The organism is uncultured Sunxiuqinia sp. (genome assembly GCF_963974515.1).
In the GTDB taxonomy this organism is placed as follows: domain Bacteria; phylum Bacteroidota; class Bacteroidia; order Bacteroidales; family Prolixibacteraceae; genus Sunxiuqinia.
The window spans coordinates 29,971-44,299 of record NZ_CAXBDD010000015.1; the positions used below are offsets into that span (position 1 = coordinate 29,971).

The following is a 14,329-nucleotide window of genomic DNA, read 5'->3' on the forward strand; positions in this document are numbered from 1 at the left end:
AAACTCGAAAAACAGCCAACCCTCAGAGAAAATCCGGCTTAAACCCTCGAAAAAAGGCAATAAGCAAAAAAGCTGCAAACGTCCGGAGAAAACATGTAAAACTCCAAAGAAAGGGTGCAAAATCCCAGGGAAAAACGCAAGACGTAAGAACACGCAGAAGTGATCAGTAATCCTTTAGAACGTTTCGGCTTGTCCAACCAATAGCTGGCGAGCGCATGGAACTATTCATTCCCCGGCTTGAATCGTAAAGCTTACATTGAGGATCCCCTGATAATCAAATTGGCATTTAAAACGCGGCTTTGGGCAGGTTCGTCTTCCGTTGGATGCAACAGGCGCCTCAGCAGCATTTCAGCTGCCACCGTGCCCATTTCATAGCCATGTTGATCAACCGAAGTGAGGTTGGGTTCAGTGATTCCAGAAAACCGCCCGTCGCTAAAACCAACGACAGCAATGTCCTTTGGAATTCTCATTCCTCTTCGTTGAAGGGTTTGCATGGCTCCAATGGCAGTCAGGTCGTTCACTGCGAACAGGCCATCGGGCACAGTGTCCATATCCAGCAAGCGATTAGTGGCAAGAATCGCTTTTTCAAAACTGTCGGCTTCAATAATCAATTCAGGTACAACAGGCAAGTTAGCCTCTCTTAGGGCTTGCAGGTAACCTTCTTTGCGCTCGCGACCGAGCAGCAGATTTTGAGGTCCGGCAAAATGAGCGATGCGCTTGCGTCCGCTGTCGATCAAATGTCTGGTAGCATCGTACGAAGCCTTCCGATCGTCAATAATCACGTGATCGGTATGAATTTCAGAGAGAATCCGATCGAAAAAAACTATTGGAACGCCGCGCTCCTGGATGGCATACAAATGATCCAATTTGATTGTCTCTTTCGACACAGACACCAAAACGCCATCCACCCGGTGAGACAGCAAGGCTTTGACATTGGCCACCTCGCGGTCGTACTTCTCATTCGACTGGCAAATAATGACGGTGAAGCCAGCATCATAGGCCACGTCTTCAATGCCGCTAATGACAGAAGAAAAGAAGTAATGGACAATCTCAGGAATAATGACCCCAATGGTATTGCTTCGGCTGTGCTTCAAACTCAGGGCAATGGCATTAGGCTCGTATTTTAGCTTCTCAGCCAACTCATTCACCGCCAGCTTGGTTGCCTCACTAATGTCCGGATGATTTTTCAATGCCCGAGAGACTGTAGAAGCGGAAACGCCCAAAATGCGGGCAATATCTTTGATTGTTACCTGAGTGCTACTCATAGCTGGAATTGGCGTTTGGTTTATCCCGCTTTAAAAATAAGTATTTTATTTCTTCTTCTTCCTTCAAAAAATCACGATTGGCACATAAGTTTCAAACTACCCCACCAGTAACAACCTGTTATAGAACATAACCGCCGCAAACGTCACCGCAAACGTTTGCAGAAAAAAGTCTGCTAAAGAACAACTCAGGTAAATGTTAAAAAAATTAACATTGCGGCTCGGAATACAAAAAATGAAGTAAAAAAGAGTTAATCAAACATTAAAAAAAGTTGAAAACTGAAAAAAGAACATGACGCTCTAATTGAATTAAAAAAACTAATTATTAACGATTATGAAGATTATTCGCAAAAACTTAAAAATCTTACTGATGATCCTGGGATTGATCATTTCACAGATTTCTTTTGCCCAGCTTGTCAGTCTGTCCGGTAAGGTCACCGATCAGGAAACCGGCGAAGGATTACCTGGTGTTACTATTGTTGTGAAAGGAACAACCACCGGGACGATCAGTAATTTTGAAGGAAACTATAACCTGAATGTCGAAAAAGGGGCAACCCTTCAGTTTTCGTACATTGGATACGAAACTGCAGAACATGTTGTTGGCGACGCTTCAACACTGAATGTCGCCTTACGCCTTGATACAGAACAACTGGACGAGGTGGTTGTGATTGGTTACGGGCAAATCAGGAAGGATGATGCCACCGGTGCTGTTTCGTCGGTAACATCTTCCGAATTCAACCAGGGATCTACCAGTTCGCCACAGGACCTTATTATGGGAAAAGTTTCTGGTGTGAGAATTCAAACCGAAGGCGGAGCCCCTGGTTCAGCTGCCAAAATCCGTATTCGTGGAGGTTCGTCCATGTCAGCGAGTAATGATCCGTTGATTGTTGTGGATGGAATGCCGATTGATAATCGAACAATCGACGGGATGAGCAACGTACTGACTACCATCAACCCAAACGATATTGAGTCCTTTACCGTTCTAAAAGATGCCTCCTCGACCGCCATCTATGGTTCACGGGCTTCAAACGGGGTAATTCTGATTACTACAAAAGAAGGTAAAGCCAACCAGGATTTACGCGTACAGTTGGATTCAAAAGTCATGGTCAATGAAATCGTCGATTACATCGATGTATTATCGGCTGATGAGTTCCGTACCTTGGTCAATGAAAGGGCCGCAACACATTCTTCTGTCAATCCCAATTTAATGGGTAATGCCAGCACCGATTGGCAAAAAGAAATTTTACAGAATACGGTCAGCCACGACCATAACCTGAGTGCTTCGGGCGTGCTTGCCACTATTCCAATTCGCGCATCGGTTGGCTACACGGATCAATACGGGATCTTACGAACCTCTTCCATGGAACGAAAAACCGGAACGTTTAAAGTAACCCCGAGCTTTTTTGACAATCATCTCAAGCTAAATGCCGGAATCAAATACATGACCATTGACAATCGGTTTGCCGAGCGAGGCGCTATTGGTAATGCACTTCGATTTGATCCAACGAAACCGGTCTTTAACAACACGGGGATCTATGGTGGTTACACCACCTGGTTAACAAGCGATGGCTCCCGTAACGTAAACGGAACTCGCAACCCGGTTGCTCAGCTTCAACAAAGAAGAGACGAGTCGGAAGTTGAACGATACATTGCTGATGCTCAAGTGAGCTATAGACTGCACTTTTTCCCGGAGATTACAGCTACGGTAAAAGTTGGTATGGATAAATCGGACAGTGAAGGAACTGTCAATACCGATCCTGAAGCATCTTGGGTAAGAACTGCATCATCAGGAGTAGCCCGGAATTACACGCAGGAGCGGGAAAACAAACTGTTTGATTTCTACGTGAACTATCAAAAAGAACTACCCGGAATTGACAGTCGAATTGACGCGATGGCCGGTTACGAGTGGCAACGGTTTTGGTCAAACGCTTCAGCCTATGAAGTGGATCGTTTTAATACGGTGATTGAAAACTCGAAAGACGAAACAGAAAATGTTTTGGTGTCCTTTTTCGGAAGAGCAAACTATTCATACAAAGACAAATACCTGGTTACAGCCACTTTGAGAAATGATGGATCTTCGCGCTTTCATGAAGATAACCGCTGGGGACTATATCCGTCAACCGCATTGGGATGGCGAATTATTGAAGAACCATTTATGGATCTAGTTTCTGCAGTTAGTAATCTTAAATTGAGACTTGGCTACGGGATTACCGGGCAGCAGGAATTAAACAGTGGAGACTATCCTTATCTGGGAATTTACCAATTAAGCGATTCCAGAACCCAATACCAGCTCGGAAACCAATTCTACACGCTCATTCGTCCGAATGGATATGACAAAAGTTTGGAATGGGAAAAAACAACAACCTACAACATCGGTCTGGATTTCGGATTCTTCGACAATCGCCTAACCGGAGCAATTGACCTATACAGACGGGATACAAAAGACCTGTTAAATACCATTCCGGTGCCAGCCGGAACGAACTTTACCGACCGCTTGCTAACCAACGTTGGAGATTTGGAAAATAACGGGATTGAATTCTCAGTCAACGCCATCCCAATCAGCAGGCAGGACTTTAGTTGGGAGCTGAGCTTCAACCTGACTCACAACCAAAATAAGGTTACCCGACTCACCAACTACGACGATGCCTCATACAGAGGTGTTGAAACCGGTGGAATCAGCGGTGTTGGCGTCGGAAACAATATCCAGATCCATGCCGTTGGACATCCGCTAAACACCTTCTACGTGTATGAGCAGGTGTATGACACCAATGGAAAACCGATTGAAGGCTTGTATGTCGATCAGAATGGAGATGGACAGATTACCATTGATGATAAATACTATGCAGATTCTCCTGTTCCTGACGTATTTATGGGATTCTCATCGATGGTCAACTATAAAAACTTTGATTTTGGATTTAACGCGCGGGCTGCTATCGGCGGACAGATTTATAACAACGTGATTGTTGGTGCACGCTACCAGGAATTGACAGTAAACGAATACCTGACCAACCTGCCTACCGAGATTAACAATTCGAAATTTGAAACCGCTCAGCAATATTCCGACTATTTCCTTGAAGATGCTTCTTTCTTCCGGTTGGATAATGTAACGCTGGGGTACAATTTCAAGGATTTATTGAAAAGGACAACAGGCACAGATTTGAATCTCAGATTATATACCTCCGTGCAAAATGTGTTTGTCATTACCAAGTATGACGGATTGGATCCGGAAGTTGACAATGGAATTGACAACGATGTGTATCCTCGTCCGAGAATTTATCAATTTGGACTGAGCGTAGGTTTTTAATCTTTAAAAGAGCATAATTATGAAGACAAAATTTAACTATACAATCTGGGTACTCATCCTATTATTGGCAAGCACCATATCCTGTGTAAACGATTTGGATACGCTTCCGCTGGATGAAGACCTTTTAACGGCCGACAAGTTGACAGATGATGAATCCTACAAAGGAATGTTGGCCAAATGCTATGGCGCTTTTGTTGTTGGCGGGCAAACCGGCGTTGATGGAAACCCGGATATCAGCAGTATCGATGGTGGCTTTTCGTCCTACCTCCGCCAATTGTGGAACCATCAGGAATTAACCACAGACGAAGCCATTTGTGCCTGGAACGATGGGAACTTACGCGACCTTCATGACATGGACTGGACGGCATCAAATGAGTTTATAACAGCCATGTACTACCGGATAACGCTGGAAATCGCGTACTGCAATAACCTCATCTCTCTCACCAACGGGCAAGACGAGTTCAAAGCATACAACACGGAAGCCCGCTTGCTAAGAGGGTTGGCTTACTGGCACTTGCTGGATATGTTTGGCACCGGTCCATTTGTGACCGATGAGGACCCGGTGGGCTCATTCTTCTTCCCCGAGCAAGCCAACTCACAGCAACTTTTCGATTATATCGAAAGTGAGCTGACCGCGATTGAAGATGATTTGGCTGCTCCGCGGACCAATGAATATGGACGGGCCGACAAAGCAGTGGCCTGGATGATTTTATCCAAACTTTATCTGAATGCCGAAACCTACACCGGAACAGCCAAATACACCGAGTGTATCACTTACACCAACAAGATTATTAATGCCGGATATAGCCTGGAAGGCGAATATGAAAACCTGTTCCTGGCAGACAATCATTTGCGGACCAACGAGATTATCTTCTCATTGGCCAGCGATGGCGAACATACGCAAACCTGGGGTGGTATGACCTTCCTTATTCACTCCACCATTGGCGGCGACATGCCAGCTTCTCAATCGGGCGTTGATGGCGGATGGGGTGGTAACCGGATGACCAAAGCATTCACGAACCTCTTTAGCGACCTTTCAGGCGAAACAGATCGTCGCGCCATTATTTGGACCGAAGGACAAAACGAGGAAATTGACGATATCTTCAATTTCAGACACGGCTATGCCTCCCGGAAATTCAAAAATATCACTTCCGACGGCGTGGTTGGCAGCAACCTTTCACACCCGGACACCGACTTCCCGCTGTTCCGTTACGCCGACGCCCTGCTGATGTATGCAGAAGCAGTTGTTCGCGGAGGAAGTGGTGGTGATATGGCCACAGCCGTTGGTTATATCAATGATATCAGAGAACGGGCCTATGGCGATGATTCCGGAAATATTGCTGAAGCAGACCTCGATCTGGATTTTATTCTGGATGAACGCGGACGCGAACTTTACTGGGAATGCCACCGGAGAACCGATCTGCGACGCTTTGGAAAACTATCCGGCGGAGATTACATCTGGCCATGGAAAGGCGCCGTGAAAGACGGTATGGCCGTTAATTCGAAATTTGATGTATTCCCAATCCCCAATTCAGATTTGAGCGCCAACCCGAATTTAACGCCAACGTCAGGTTATTAATCAAACTAATTTGAACGCAATGAAAAAACTAAGATATATATTCATGATGCTCCTCGCAGTGACGATCGTTTCCTGCGAAGACGATGATATGACCAAATTGAACGACTCGGAATATGCCCCTGCGACGAATATTCTAGGCTTTGGCACAAGCTTGGCCATATCAAAGGACAAAAAAGCCGAAACGATCGAAGTTTCATACACGCCTGCTTCGTACGGAGTGGACATTGTAAAAACACACAAACTTCAGTTTGCCACCACTGCCGATTTTACCAATCCGGCCACTTTTGATGTGAACGCGTCTGACAATTCGTTCTCATTCACCGTGGGTGCTTTTAATGAATTCCTAACCGAGGAGTTGGAATTGCCTGTTGACCAGGAAGCGGCGTTGTCCGCCAGAATTATGACCTACTCGCTTTCTGGCGTCGACACCCTGTACTCTTCTGTAGTCAATTTTACGACAACTCCTTACCTGGACATCCTTTTTGCTCCCAACACCTTCTACCTGTTTGGTGATGGCGTGGGACGCATTGCCCAAAACAATAAGCTCAAACTAAATAAAGTGCATAGCGAGCCCGATGATTCGTGGATTATTGTCTGGATGGAAGCTACCGGAACCTTTAAGCTGTGTTCTGATGTAGACTACAAAGGCGTAATTGGAAAGGTCGGAGATCCGGTTAATGGCGAATACACTTTGGGAGACGCTACTAACCGAGGTGAAGATATCCCTGTACCCGGAACAGCCGGCTATTATACCGTTGGTGTCAACCTGGCAACGAATAAGTTACTGATTGAACCCGCCAACGTATACATTACCGGCCCCAATGTGGATGCCTGGCCGGTGAGTTCAGTAACCGACGAGAACAGGTTTCAACAAGATACAGAAAATAAAACGTTGGTTTTGACCAAAAGCCTTTTAGGTGGCGAACTGAGACTTCATGTAACGCACCCATACATTTCCGCTTCTGACTGGTGGCATGCCGAGTTCATAATCCTGGATGGCAAAATTGAATACCGGGCAGATGGCGGGGACCAGGACCGGGTCAATATTGATGGAGGAGAAAGAACCATCGAGCTGGACTTTATTAATCAAACTGGTAAAATTCAATAGAAATGAAAAATATAAGCTCTTTTCTAATTCTTATTCTGGCGGTTTTTGCATGGTCTTGTGAGGACGACTTCATGACTCCGCCGGTCACCTCGATTGTTGAAGGAACTGCACCCGCATGGGCAAGCCAGCCTCCAACGGATATTGACACAGTTTTATTTAAACGACTTGAAAGCGAAACGTTGGTCTCATTAAGCTGGTCGGCAGCGACTTATGCTGACAAGATTGGTGTTCGATATTTCCTTCAGGTTGATACAAAAGGAAATGAATTTGCTGATCCCCTTGAATTTGACCGGACGGCAGCCACTCAAATGGATGTAACCATTGGTGGGTTAAACGCCCTGCTTATGCAGCGATACAGTCCTGCCGAAGAGGTGGAAATTGAACTGCGCATCAGGGCTTTTGCCAACGAAGATCTGGCCAATTTATACACTTCCGCCTTCTCAATGAAAGTGGCCCCGTACCTGGATGTTCCTGTACCAGAAGCGCTCTACATGATGGGAACAGCCACTCCGGTTGGGTTTAGCAGTGCCGATGCGCTGGCCTCATACAAAGACGGCGATGTATTCTATAAATACCTGAAGTTGACCGCTGACGGATCATTCCGCTTTTCTGACAAACAGGCTGATGATGGCTTTAATTACAATTATGGAAAATTTGCCACCGTTTCATCCAATATCGAAGCAGCAGGCGATGACGACGGCAACTTCAAATTTACCGGCGAAACCGGTTGGTACGAAGTAAAAGCCGACTTTACCAATAGCGAACTGACCATTTCTCCGTTTGTGCACGGATCCACCACCTATACATTCGATCCAACCGAGGTATACTTGGTGGGCGACTATGCCGACACCGTAGCCAACTGGGCACCCGACAACTCGCCGGCGATGATCAAAAAATCCGAAGGCGTGTACACACTTGAAACGATGATTAAAGATGGTGCCATGCTTAAATTTGTCGGCCAGCCAAGCTGGGGCGACCTGGATTGGGGTAACCTTGGAGGCGATGGTTACGAAGGCATCATCGGTCCAAAAGGAAAAAACGGCAACATCACCTTTGACGGCGGAGACAAAACATACTTCGTAACACTTGACCTGAATCAAGGCACCTACAAAATCGAAGAGGCCGCAATATACCTGGTGGGAGACGCCACGGAAGCTGGTTGGACCATCGACAATGCGATTGAGCTGAAATGGCGTCCGGGGCACAATGCCTACATGGGATATGTTCCATTAAAAAACGGATACTTTAAATTCTTCCCGGTAAAAGGCAGTTGGGACAATGGAATGGGCAGGATTAACGATTCCGAAGATCCTAAAGGAGGTCTGCTGGGAGGAGAAAACAAAGACATTCCAAGCACGAACACTTCTTCGGAATATAAGTTATACCGAATGGCTGTTTGGTACGACACGGACGCCGAGTCCTATAAATACTCGGTTTTGGATGCCGAAATGGTCCTTGTCGGAGATGCGACTCCTGCGGGCTGGTCTATCGACAATGGATTCAATATGGTTTATGCAGGCGAAGGGAAATGGGTTACTTATGTTGACATGAATGCTTCCGGAGGCTATAAGTTCTTCTATGAAAGCGGAAACTGGAACTCCGGCTACAAAGAGTTTGATGCAACAGGCAAACCTGGCGAATTATCTCTTGAAGGTGGAGACCCAAACATTTCAACTCCGGGTGAAGGATATTACAAGTTGACCATCGACACCTATAATATGATCTACACCAAAGAACTCATGGCAACCAGAAAGATGTATTTGGTTGGTTCTCCCAACGGATGGGATATCAATGCAGGTATTGAAATGACTTGGGATGATACCAACAAGGAATGGATCCTGACCACAGATTTGTTGGCTGGCGATGCTTTCAAAATTTTTGCTGAGGCTGGCAATTGGGATAGTGGGTTCAAATTCAAATACGAAATGCTCAATTTCGAAGGTGGCGACCCAAACCTGTCAACCCCCGATGGTGACGGAAACTACACCATCCGGTTTAGCCTGGCTGAACGGACCTTAACATTTACAAAAAACTAAGCTGTAAAAATCTCTTTTCTTAAGGTTGCCCGGAAGTTCCGGGCAACCTTTTATTTCAACGTCAGTACAAATTTTTAAAATAAGTGCTATGGGAATCCGGATTTTCCTCCTGTCAATATCGTTTTTCTTACTTTTTCAAGCTCGGGCGCAGATCATTACTGAGCCGGTTTTCCCGGTAGCTTCCCAAAAGGTGACCATCACCTTTGATTCCTCCAAAGAAAGCAGGCTCGGCCAATTTACTGGCGATTTGTATGCTCATACCGGGGTGAAAATTGAAGGAAACACAGAATGGCAACATGTGATTGGTTCCTGGGGAAACAATACCACCCAACCCACGCTCACCAATAAAGGAGAGGGCATTTATGAGCTAGTCATCTCACCTGATATCAACACGTTCTACGAAGTTCCTTCTTCTGAGAAAGTCGTTCAGTTGGCTTTTGTTTTTCGCTCAGCCGATGGCTCCCAGCAAACCAGCGACCTGTTTGTGGATGTTTATGAAGCAGGCTTGAATGTTTCGCTCACCAGTCCAACCGAACAGGTTATTCTGACAAAGAATGAAGACATCGTCATTTCTGCCAGTTCTTCTGCCGAAGGCAGCTTGTCGCTTTATGCCGATGATACCCAACTGGCTCAGACTACCGGAAGCGAGATCTCAACGACCCATCAATTCATCGCATCAGGCAACCAATGGTTAATCGCGCACTTGACTGTCGGTGAAGAAACGGTATACGACTCCATCGCCGTGTATGTCAAGGAAGATCCTACCCTCGAACCAAGACCCGCCACTTACCGGAAAGGAATTAACTACCCCGGCGACACATCAGCCGGCATGGTTTTGTGGGCACCCGAAAAAGAATTTGTGTATCTGATCGGTGATTTTAACGATTGGCAGATCAGCGAAACCTACCAAATGAAAAAAGATGGCGATTACTTCTGGATTGACATTCATGGATTGACCAGCGGGCAACCTTATCTTTTTCAATATTTCGTTGATGGAAAACTCAGAATTGCAGACCCCTACACTGACCAAATCGCTGACCCATGGAACGATCAATACATTGAAAGCGTTGTTTACCCAAATCTGCCACCCTACCCGACTGACAAGACAACTGGAATCGCGTCGGTCCTTCAAACCGGACAGGAACAATACCAATGGGAGATCACCGACTTTCAGGCACCCGACAAAAACGAGATGGTGATTTACGAATTGCTGATCCGCGATTTTGACACCGACCACAGCTACCAAAACGTCATCGATCGGCTTGACTATCTCGAAGACCTTAACATCAACGTACTGGAACTGATGCCGGTAAACGAGTTTGAAGGAAACTCAAGCTGGGGTTACAATCCTTCGTTTTACTTCGCCCCCGACAAATACTACGGCACCAAAAATAACCTGAAAAAGCTGGTGGATGAGTGTCACAAACGTGGGATTGCAGTAGTCATTGACATGGTCTTGAACCACAGCTACAGCTTAAGTCCGCTTGCCCGCCTGTACTGGAACGATCAGCTGAGCCGCCCGGCAGCCAACAATCCGTGGTACAATGAAACCAGCAATTTCCAGAATCCCGATGCGCAGTGGGGATACGATTTTAACCACGACAGTGAGTACACCCGCGAATTGGTGGACAGTGTCAACAGCTACTGGATGAGCGAATATCAAATTGACGGATTCCGTTTCGATTTTACCAAAGGCTTTTCAAACACCACTTACGGCCCATCCGACTGGGGCAGCGCCTACGATGCCAGTCGCATTAGCAACCTGAAACGCATGGCCGATGAGATTTGGGAACGAAACGACGATGCGATCATCATTTTTGAACACCTCGCTGATAATTCCGAAGAAAAAGAACTGGCCGACTATGGCATTATGCTTTGGGGAAACATCAACCACAACTATGGCGAAGCAGCCATGGGATATGTTGAAAACACCAACTCCGATTTGAGCTGGGGCGTTTACAAACAGCGTAACTGGAACGAGGCTAATTTGGTCACTTACATGGAAAGCCACGACGAAGAGCGCCTGACTTATAAACTGCTTCAATACGGAAACTCAGCAGGCACTTATAATACCAAAACATTTTCAACAGCCACCGACCGATTGGAACTCGGCAACGTATTTTTTATTCCACTTCCCGGCCCAAAAATGATCTGGCAATTTGGAGAACTGGCCTACGACTATTCAATTGATTACGACGGACGTTTAGGTGAAAAACCAATTAAATGGGAATACACCGAGGATGAAAACCGGACAGATCTGTTCCAGGTAATTGCCAAACTGAACTACCTGAAACAAACCTATGAAGAATTTCAGAGTACCGATTTTTCCTATTCGTTAACCGGTGAAACCAAAACTTACCAGCTCAAAAGTGGGGAAAACTATGTGGTTGCCGTCGGGAATTTCGGAGTCACGCAAAACTCAATCACGGTTACCTTTCCAAAGACAGGCACGTGGTACAATTATTTTGCAGAAACCACGCGCGATATCACTTCCGCCAACGTACAATTCACACTGGCTCCCGGCGAATACCATTTATTTTCGACCCGCCAGTTTGAGCAACCCCACATTGTAACCGAAAATACGATCATTGAACGAACCGATGAAATCCGTGTTTATCCCAATCCGGCCAGCGATTTTATTCGGATTGAATCATCCAACACCATCGATCAGGCTTATTTATACTCAATCCACGGAAGCCTTATCAAACAAGTTCCAGCCCCGGGAAAATCAGCGACAATCGACTTAACAAACTTAATGACCGGCACTTACATTTTGAAACTTAACAACCAATCTTTCAGTAAAACAGTTAAAATTGTCAAACGCTAAGCAGGAACACGAAAGGCAGATGCTTTAAAATATTTGCACGCCATTCCGAATTCACTAATTTTAAGTCCTAAGCATACCTCAAGTTTGAAATGTTATGAAGAAAATTGCTGTTTTATCATTCATTCTGCTTGTTTCATTCGGATCGGTTTTTAGCGCAGAACCGCTGAGAAAACCTTTTGTGGAATTGTTCATTGAGGGAAGATATGTTCCGGATGGGTCTGAAATCGACGTAAACAAAGGGCAACAATTCAACTTGGTTACCCAAGCGAAAGGTGGTCGTGCCGATTTCGTTCACTTTCCGGATACCTATGCTGATTTGGGCGCCGACGCCAAAATCATTTCCCGGGGGTATAACAAGTTGATTTACGAGAAAAACGGTGTCGTACACAAATGGGAAATGCTGGATGAAAAAATTGATCTGGAGTCGGATACCAAGATCAAGCTCTCGGTTAACAGTGAGTTGATCAACAAACATCAAACCGAGGTATTTATCCCGGTTGACAAAGTGGAGAAAACCTACATCAAGGTAAAAGTCTCAACCTATTGGAAGTACGATAACGGAACCACGACCACGACAGAAACTGACGTAGCTGAAGCCACCATCTATTTGCATATTCAGGGCAACACCAACGAATGGTTTGCCACGCCCAATGTAAAAGCTGCCGGAAACCGGGACCAAGTTGTGGAGGAAAAGCTGCATGCCATCCAGGATTCGTACAACAAAATTGAAAGCCTGCTCAATAACTTTGAATTTACCTCAATCCAGCCTGAAATTCACAACCTGCGAACCATCGTGGGGCAGCTGGAAGACCGAGTGGAATACATTGTGGCTAACGAACCAACCAAACATTCCGATATTTTTTTCATTGGACTGCCCAGCGACCAGGCTGTCAGTGATGTGGGCGATTTCAGAACCCTGGCAACCGCCTGGGATGAACTGGAACAATTGGTTAATGACCAACACACCAGGCTCGATCAGCTTGAAGAATCAGCAGAAAAAGTCAAGCGCCGGGATCTTTTGGAACTGATCAGACCCTTTACCAACTGGGAAGATGAGCTGCCAAACCAGGCCGAATCTCTGCTTCAGGACTATGCCAAGGATTTCAACTGGGAAAACACCAGTATCCGTTCGTTCTTAGCCTTCGATCCAAAAGAAGAACGTATCAACAACCTCGAACAAAGCCAGACTGATTTCCATCGCTTTTTGGAAAATCGACAGGAAAATATTGAAGCTGAAAAGCAAAAAATAAACTATGCACTCACTCGCCTGCAAGCCGTACGAATATTTGATGGCATGTTGATGGGCTTTTTCTCGTCGCTGAATTTTGCGCGTTGGGAAAATACCCGTAACCAAGACAACTGAAGAAAACAGGAAAAAAAGCAACTACAACCTTGTTTAATGATAAATCGCAATCTCTAAACAAAGTCGCCTTATTGTTGTTTCAGTTGAAGCAATGCCTATCCACATTGCCTCAACGCCATGATGACCATTAAAAAACATGCTGGAATTTATACTTTACATGTAGAACAAAAGCTTCCGGTTTCGCTCGACGAAGCTTGGGAGTTTTTTTCCAACCCGGCCAATTTGGGGCGGATTACTCCTCAGCATATGCAGTTTCAGATTACCTCGGATGACCCGAAGCCGATGTATGCCGGTCAAATTATCACTTATCGGGTCTCTCCCTTTAAAGGATTTACAACCCATTGGGTGACTGAAATTACCCAAGTTCAGGAGAAACAATTCTTTGTTGACGAGCAACGATTCGGCCCCTACACCATGTGGCATCACGAGCATCATTTCTCGGAAACGGCATCCGGCGTTCTAATCACCGATAGGGTGAGTTACAAACTGCCTTTGGGCTGGCTCGGACAGGTTGCGCATCGTGTTTTTGTGCGCAGGCAACTTCAATCAATTTTCAATTACCGGTACCATTGGCTCGACAAACAATTTAATTCGTAAGCACCATGTTTCGATTTTTCAAACGTAAATCAGAAGTTGAAAAACTTCAGGCAAAATATAGCCAGCTGATGAAAGCCTACCACGAGCTTTCAAAAATTAACCGCCGCGAAGCCGAAAAGCGCTACGTTGAAGCAGAAGATATTCTCAGGCAAATTAACTCGATGCAAAACAGCGAAAAATAAATTGCTCCAATCCTCAGTTGTTACATACCAGAAGGCGCGCTTCGCAGATTTTTCTTATTTTGGCCACCAAA

At 45.6% G+C, this 14,329-nt stretch carries 9 protein-coding genes; 8 read left to right on the top strand and 1 reads right to left on the bottom strand.

The features are described from left to right. Window positions 1–251: 251 nt before the first annotated feature. The gene (locus AAC033_RS06030) at window positions 252–1,265 is read right to left on the bottom strand and encodes a LacI family DNA-binding transcriptional regulator (protein WP_339736443.1); all 1,014 of its coding nucleotides are present in this window, start codon (window positions 1,263–1,265) and stop codon (window positions 252–254) included. Between the two features lie 331 nt (window positions 1,266–1,596). On the opposite strand from AAC033_RS06030, the gene AAC033_RS06035 reads away from it, so the two are divergent. The 8 genes from AAC033_RS06035 to AAC033_RS06070 all read left to right on the top strand — a co-directional run bounded on the left by AAC033_RS06035 (window position 1,597) and on the right by AAC033_RS06070 (window position 14,258). Further along, the gene (locus AAC033_RS06035) at window positions 1,597–4,566 is read left to right on the top strand and encodes a TonB-dependent receptor (protein ID WP_339736444.1); all 2,970 of its coding nucleotides are present in this window, start codon (window positions 1,597–1,599) and stop codon (window positions 4,564–4,566) included. Between the two features lie 19 nt (window positions 4,567–4,585). Beyond that, on the top strand, window positions 4,586–6,145 hold the full coding sequence (locus tag AAC033_RS06040) for a RagB/SusD family nutrient uptake outer membrane protein (protein WP_339736445.1): 1,560 nt from the start codon (window positions 4,586–4,588) through the stop codon (window positions 6,143–6,145). 19 nt (window positions 6,146–6,164) lie between these two features. Continuing rightward, the gene (locus tag AAC033_RS06045) at window positions 6,165–7,253 is read left to right on the top strand and encodes a SusE domain-containing protein (protein ID WP_339736446.1); all 1,089 of its coding nucleotides are present in this window, start codon (window positions 6,165–6,167) and stop codon (window positions 7,251–7,253) included. A gap of 2 nt (window positions 7,254–7,255) precedes the next feature. Continuing rightward, window positions 7,256–9,289, top strand: coding sequence for a SusF/SusE family outer membrane protein (locus AAC033_RS06050; protein ID WP_339736447.1), 2,034 nt, complete (start codon window positions 7,256–7,258; stop codon window positions 9,287–9,289). An 88-nt stretch (window positions 9,290–9,377) separates the two neighbouring features. After that, window positions 9,378–12,116: an alpha-amylase family glycosyl hydrolase gene (locus tag AAC033_RS06055; RefSeq protein ID WP_339736448.1), complete on the top strand. Its 2,739-nt coding sequence runs from the start codon at window positions 9,378–9,380 to the stop codon at window positions 12,114–12,116. A 94-nt stretch (window positions 12,117–12,210) separates the two neighbouring features. Beyond that, entirely contained in the window at window positions 12,211–13,479 is a 1,269-nt protein-coding gene (locus tag AAC033_RS06060) for a hypothetical protein (RefSeq protein ID WP_339736449.1), read from the top strand. A gap of 117 nt (window positions 13,480–13,596) precedes the next feature. Next, entirely contained in the window at window positions 13,597–14,076 is a 480-nt protein-coding gene (locus tag AAC033_RS06065; protein WP_339736450.1) for an SRPBCC family protein, read from the top strand. A gap of 5 nt (window positions 14,077–14,081) precedes the next feature. Further along, entirely contained in the window at window positions 14,082–14,258 is a 177-nt protein-coding gene (locus tag AAC033_RS06070; protein WP_339736451.1) for a Lacal_2735 family protein, read from the top strand. Window positions 14,259–14,329 lie beyond the last annotated feature (71 nt).

Coding starts and splice junctions, on each gene's coding strand:
- AAC033_RS06030 (WP_339736443.1), bottom strand. CDS start 1,265: ATGAGTAGCACTCAGGTAACAATCAAAGATATTGCCCGCATTTTGGGC.
- AAC033_RS06055 (WP_339736448.1), top strand. CDS start 9,378: ATGGGAATCCGGATTTTCCTCCTGTCAATATCGTTTTTCTTACTTTTT.
- AAC033_RS06035 (WP_339736444.1), top strand. CDS start 1,597: ATGAAGATTATTCGCAAAAACTTAAAAATCTTACTGATGATCCTGGGA.
- AAC033_RS06065 (WP_339736450.1), top strand. CDS start 13,597: ATGATGACCATTAAAAAACATGCTGGAATTTATACTTTACATGTAGAA.
- AAC033_RS06070 (WP_339736451.1), top strand. CDS start 14,082: ATGTTTCGATTTTTCAAACGTAAATCAGAAGTTGAAAAACTTCAGGCA.
- AAC033_RS06050 (WP_339736447.1), top strand. CDS start 7,256: ATGAAAAATATAAGCTCTTTTCTAATTCTTATTCTGGCGGTTTTTGCA.
- AAC033_RS06060 (WP_339736449.1), top strand. CDS start 12,211: ATGAAGAAAATTGCTGTTTTATCATTCATTCTGCTTGTTTCATTCGGA.
- AAC033_RS06045 (WP_339736446.1), top strand. CDS start 6,165: ATGAAAAAACTAAGATATATATTCATGATGCTCCTCGCAGTGACGATC.
- AAC033_RS06040 (WP_339736445.1), top strand. CDS start 4,586: ATGAAGACAAAATTTAACTATACAATCTGGGTACTCATCCTATTATTG.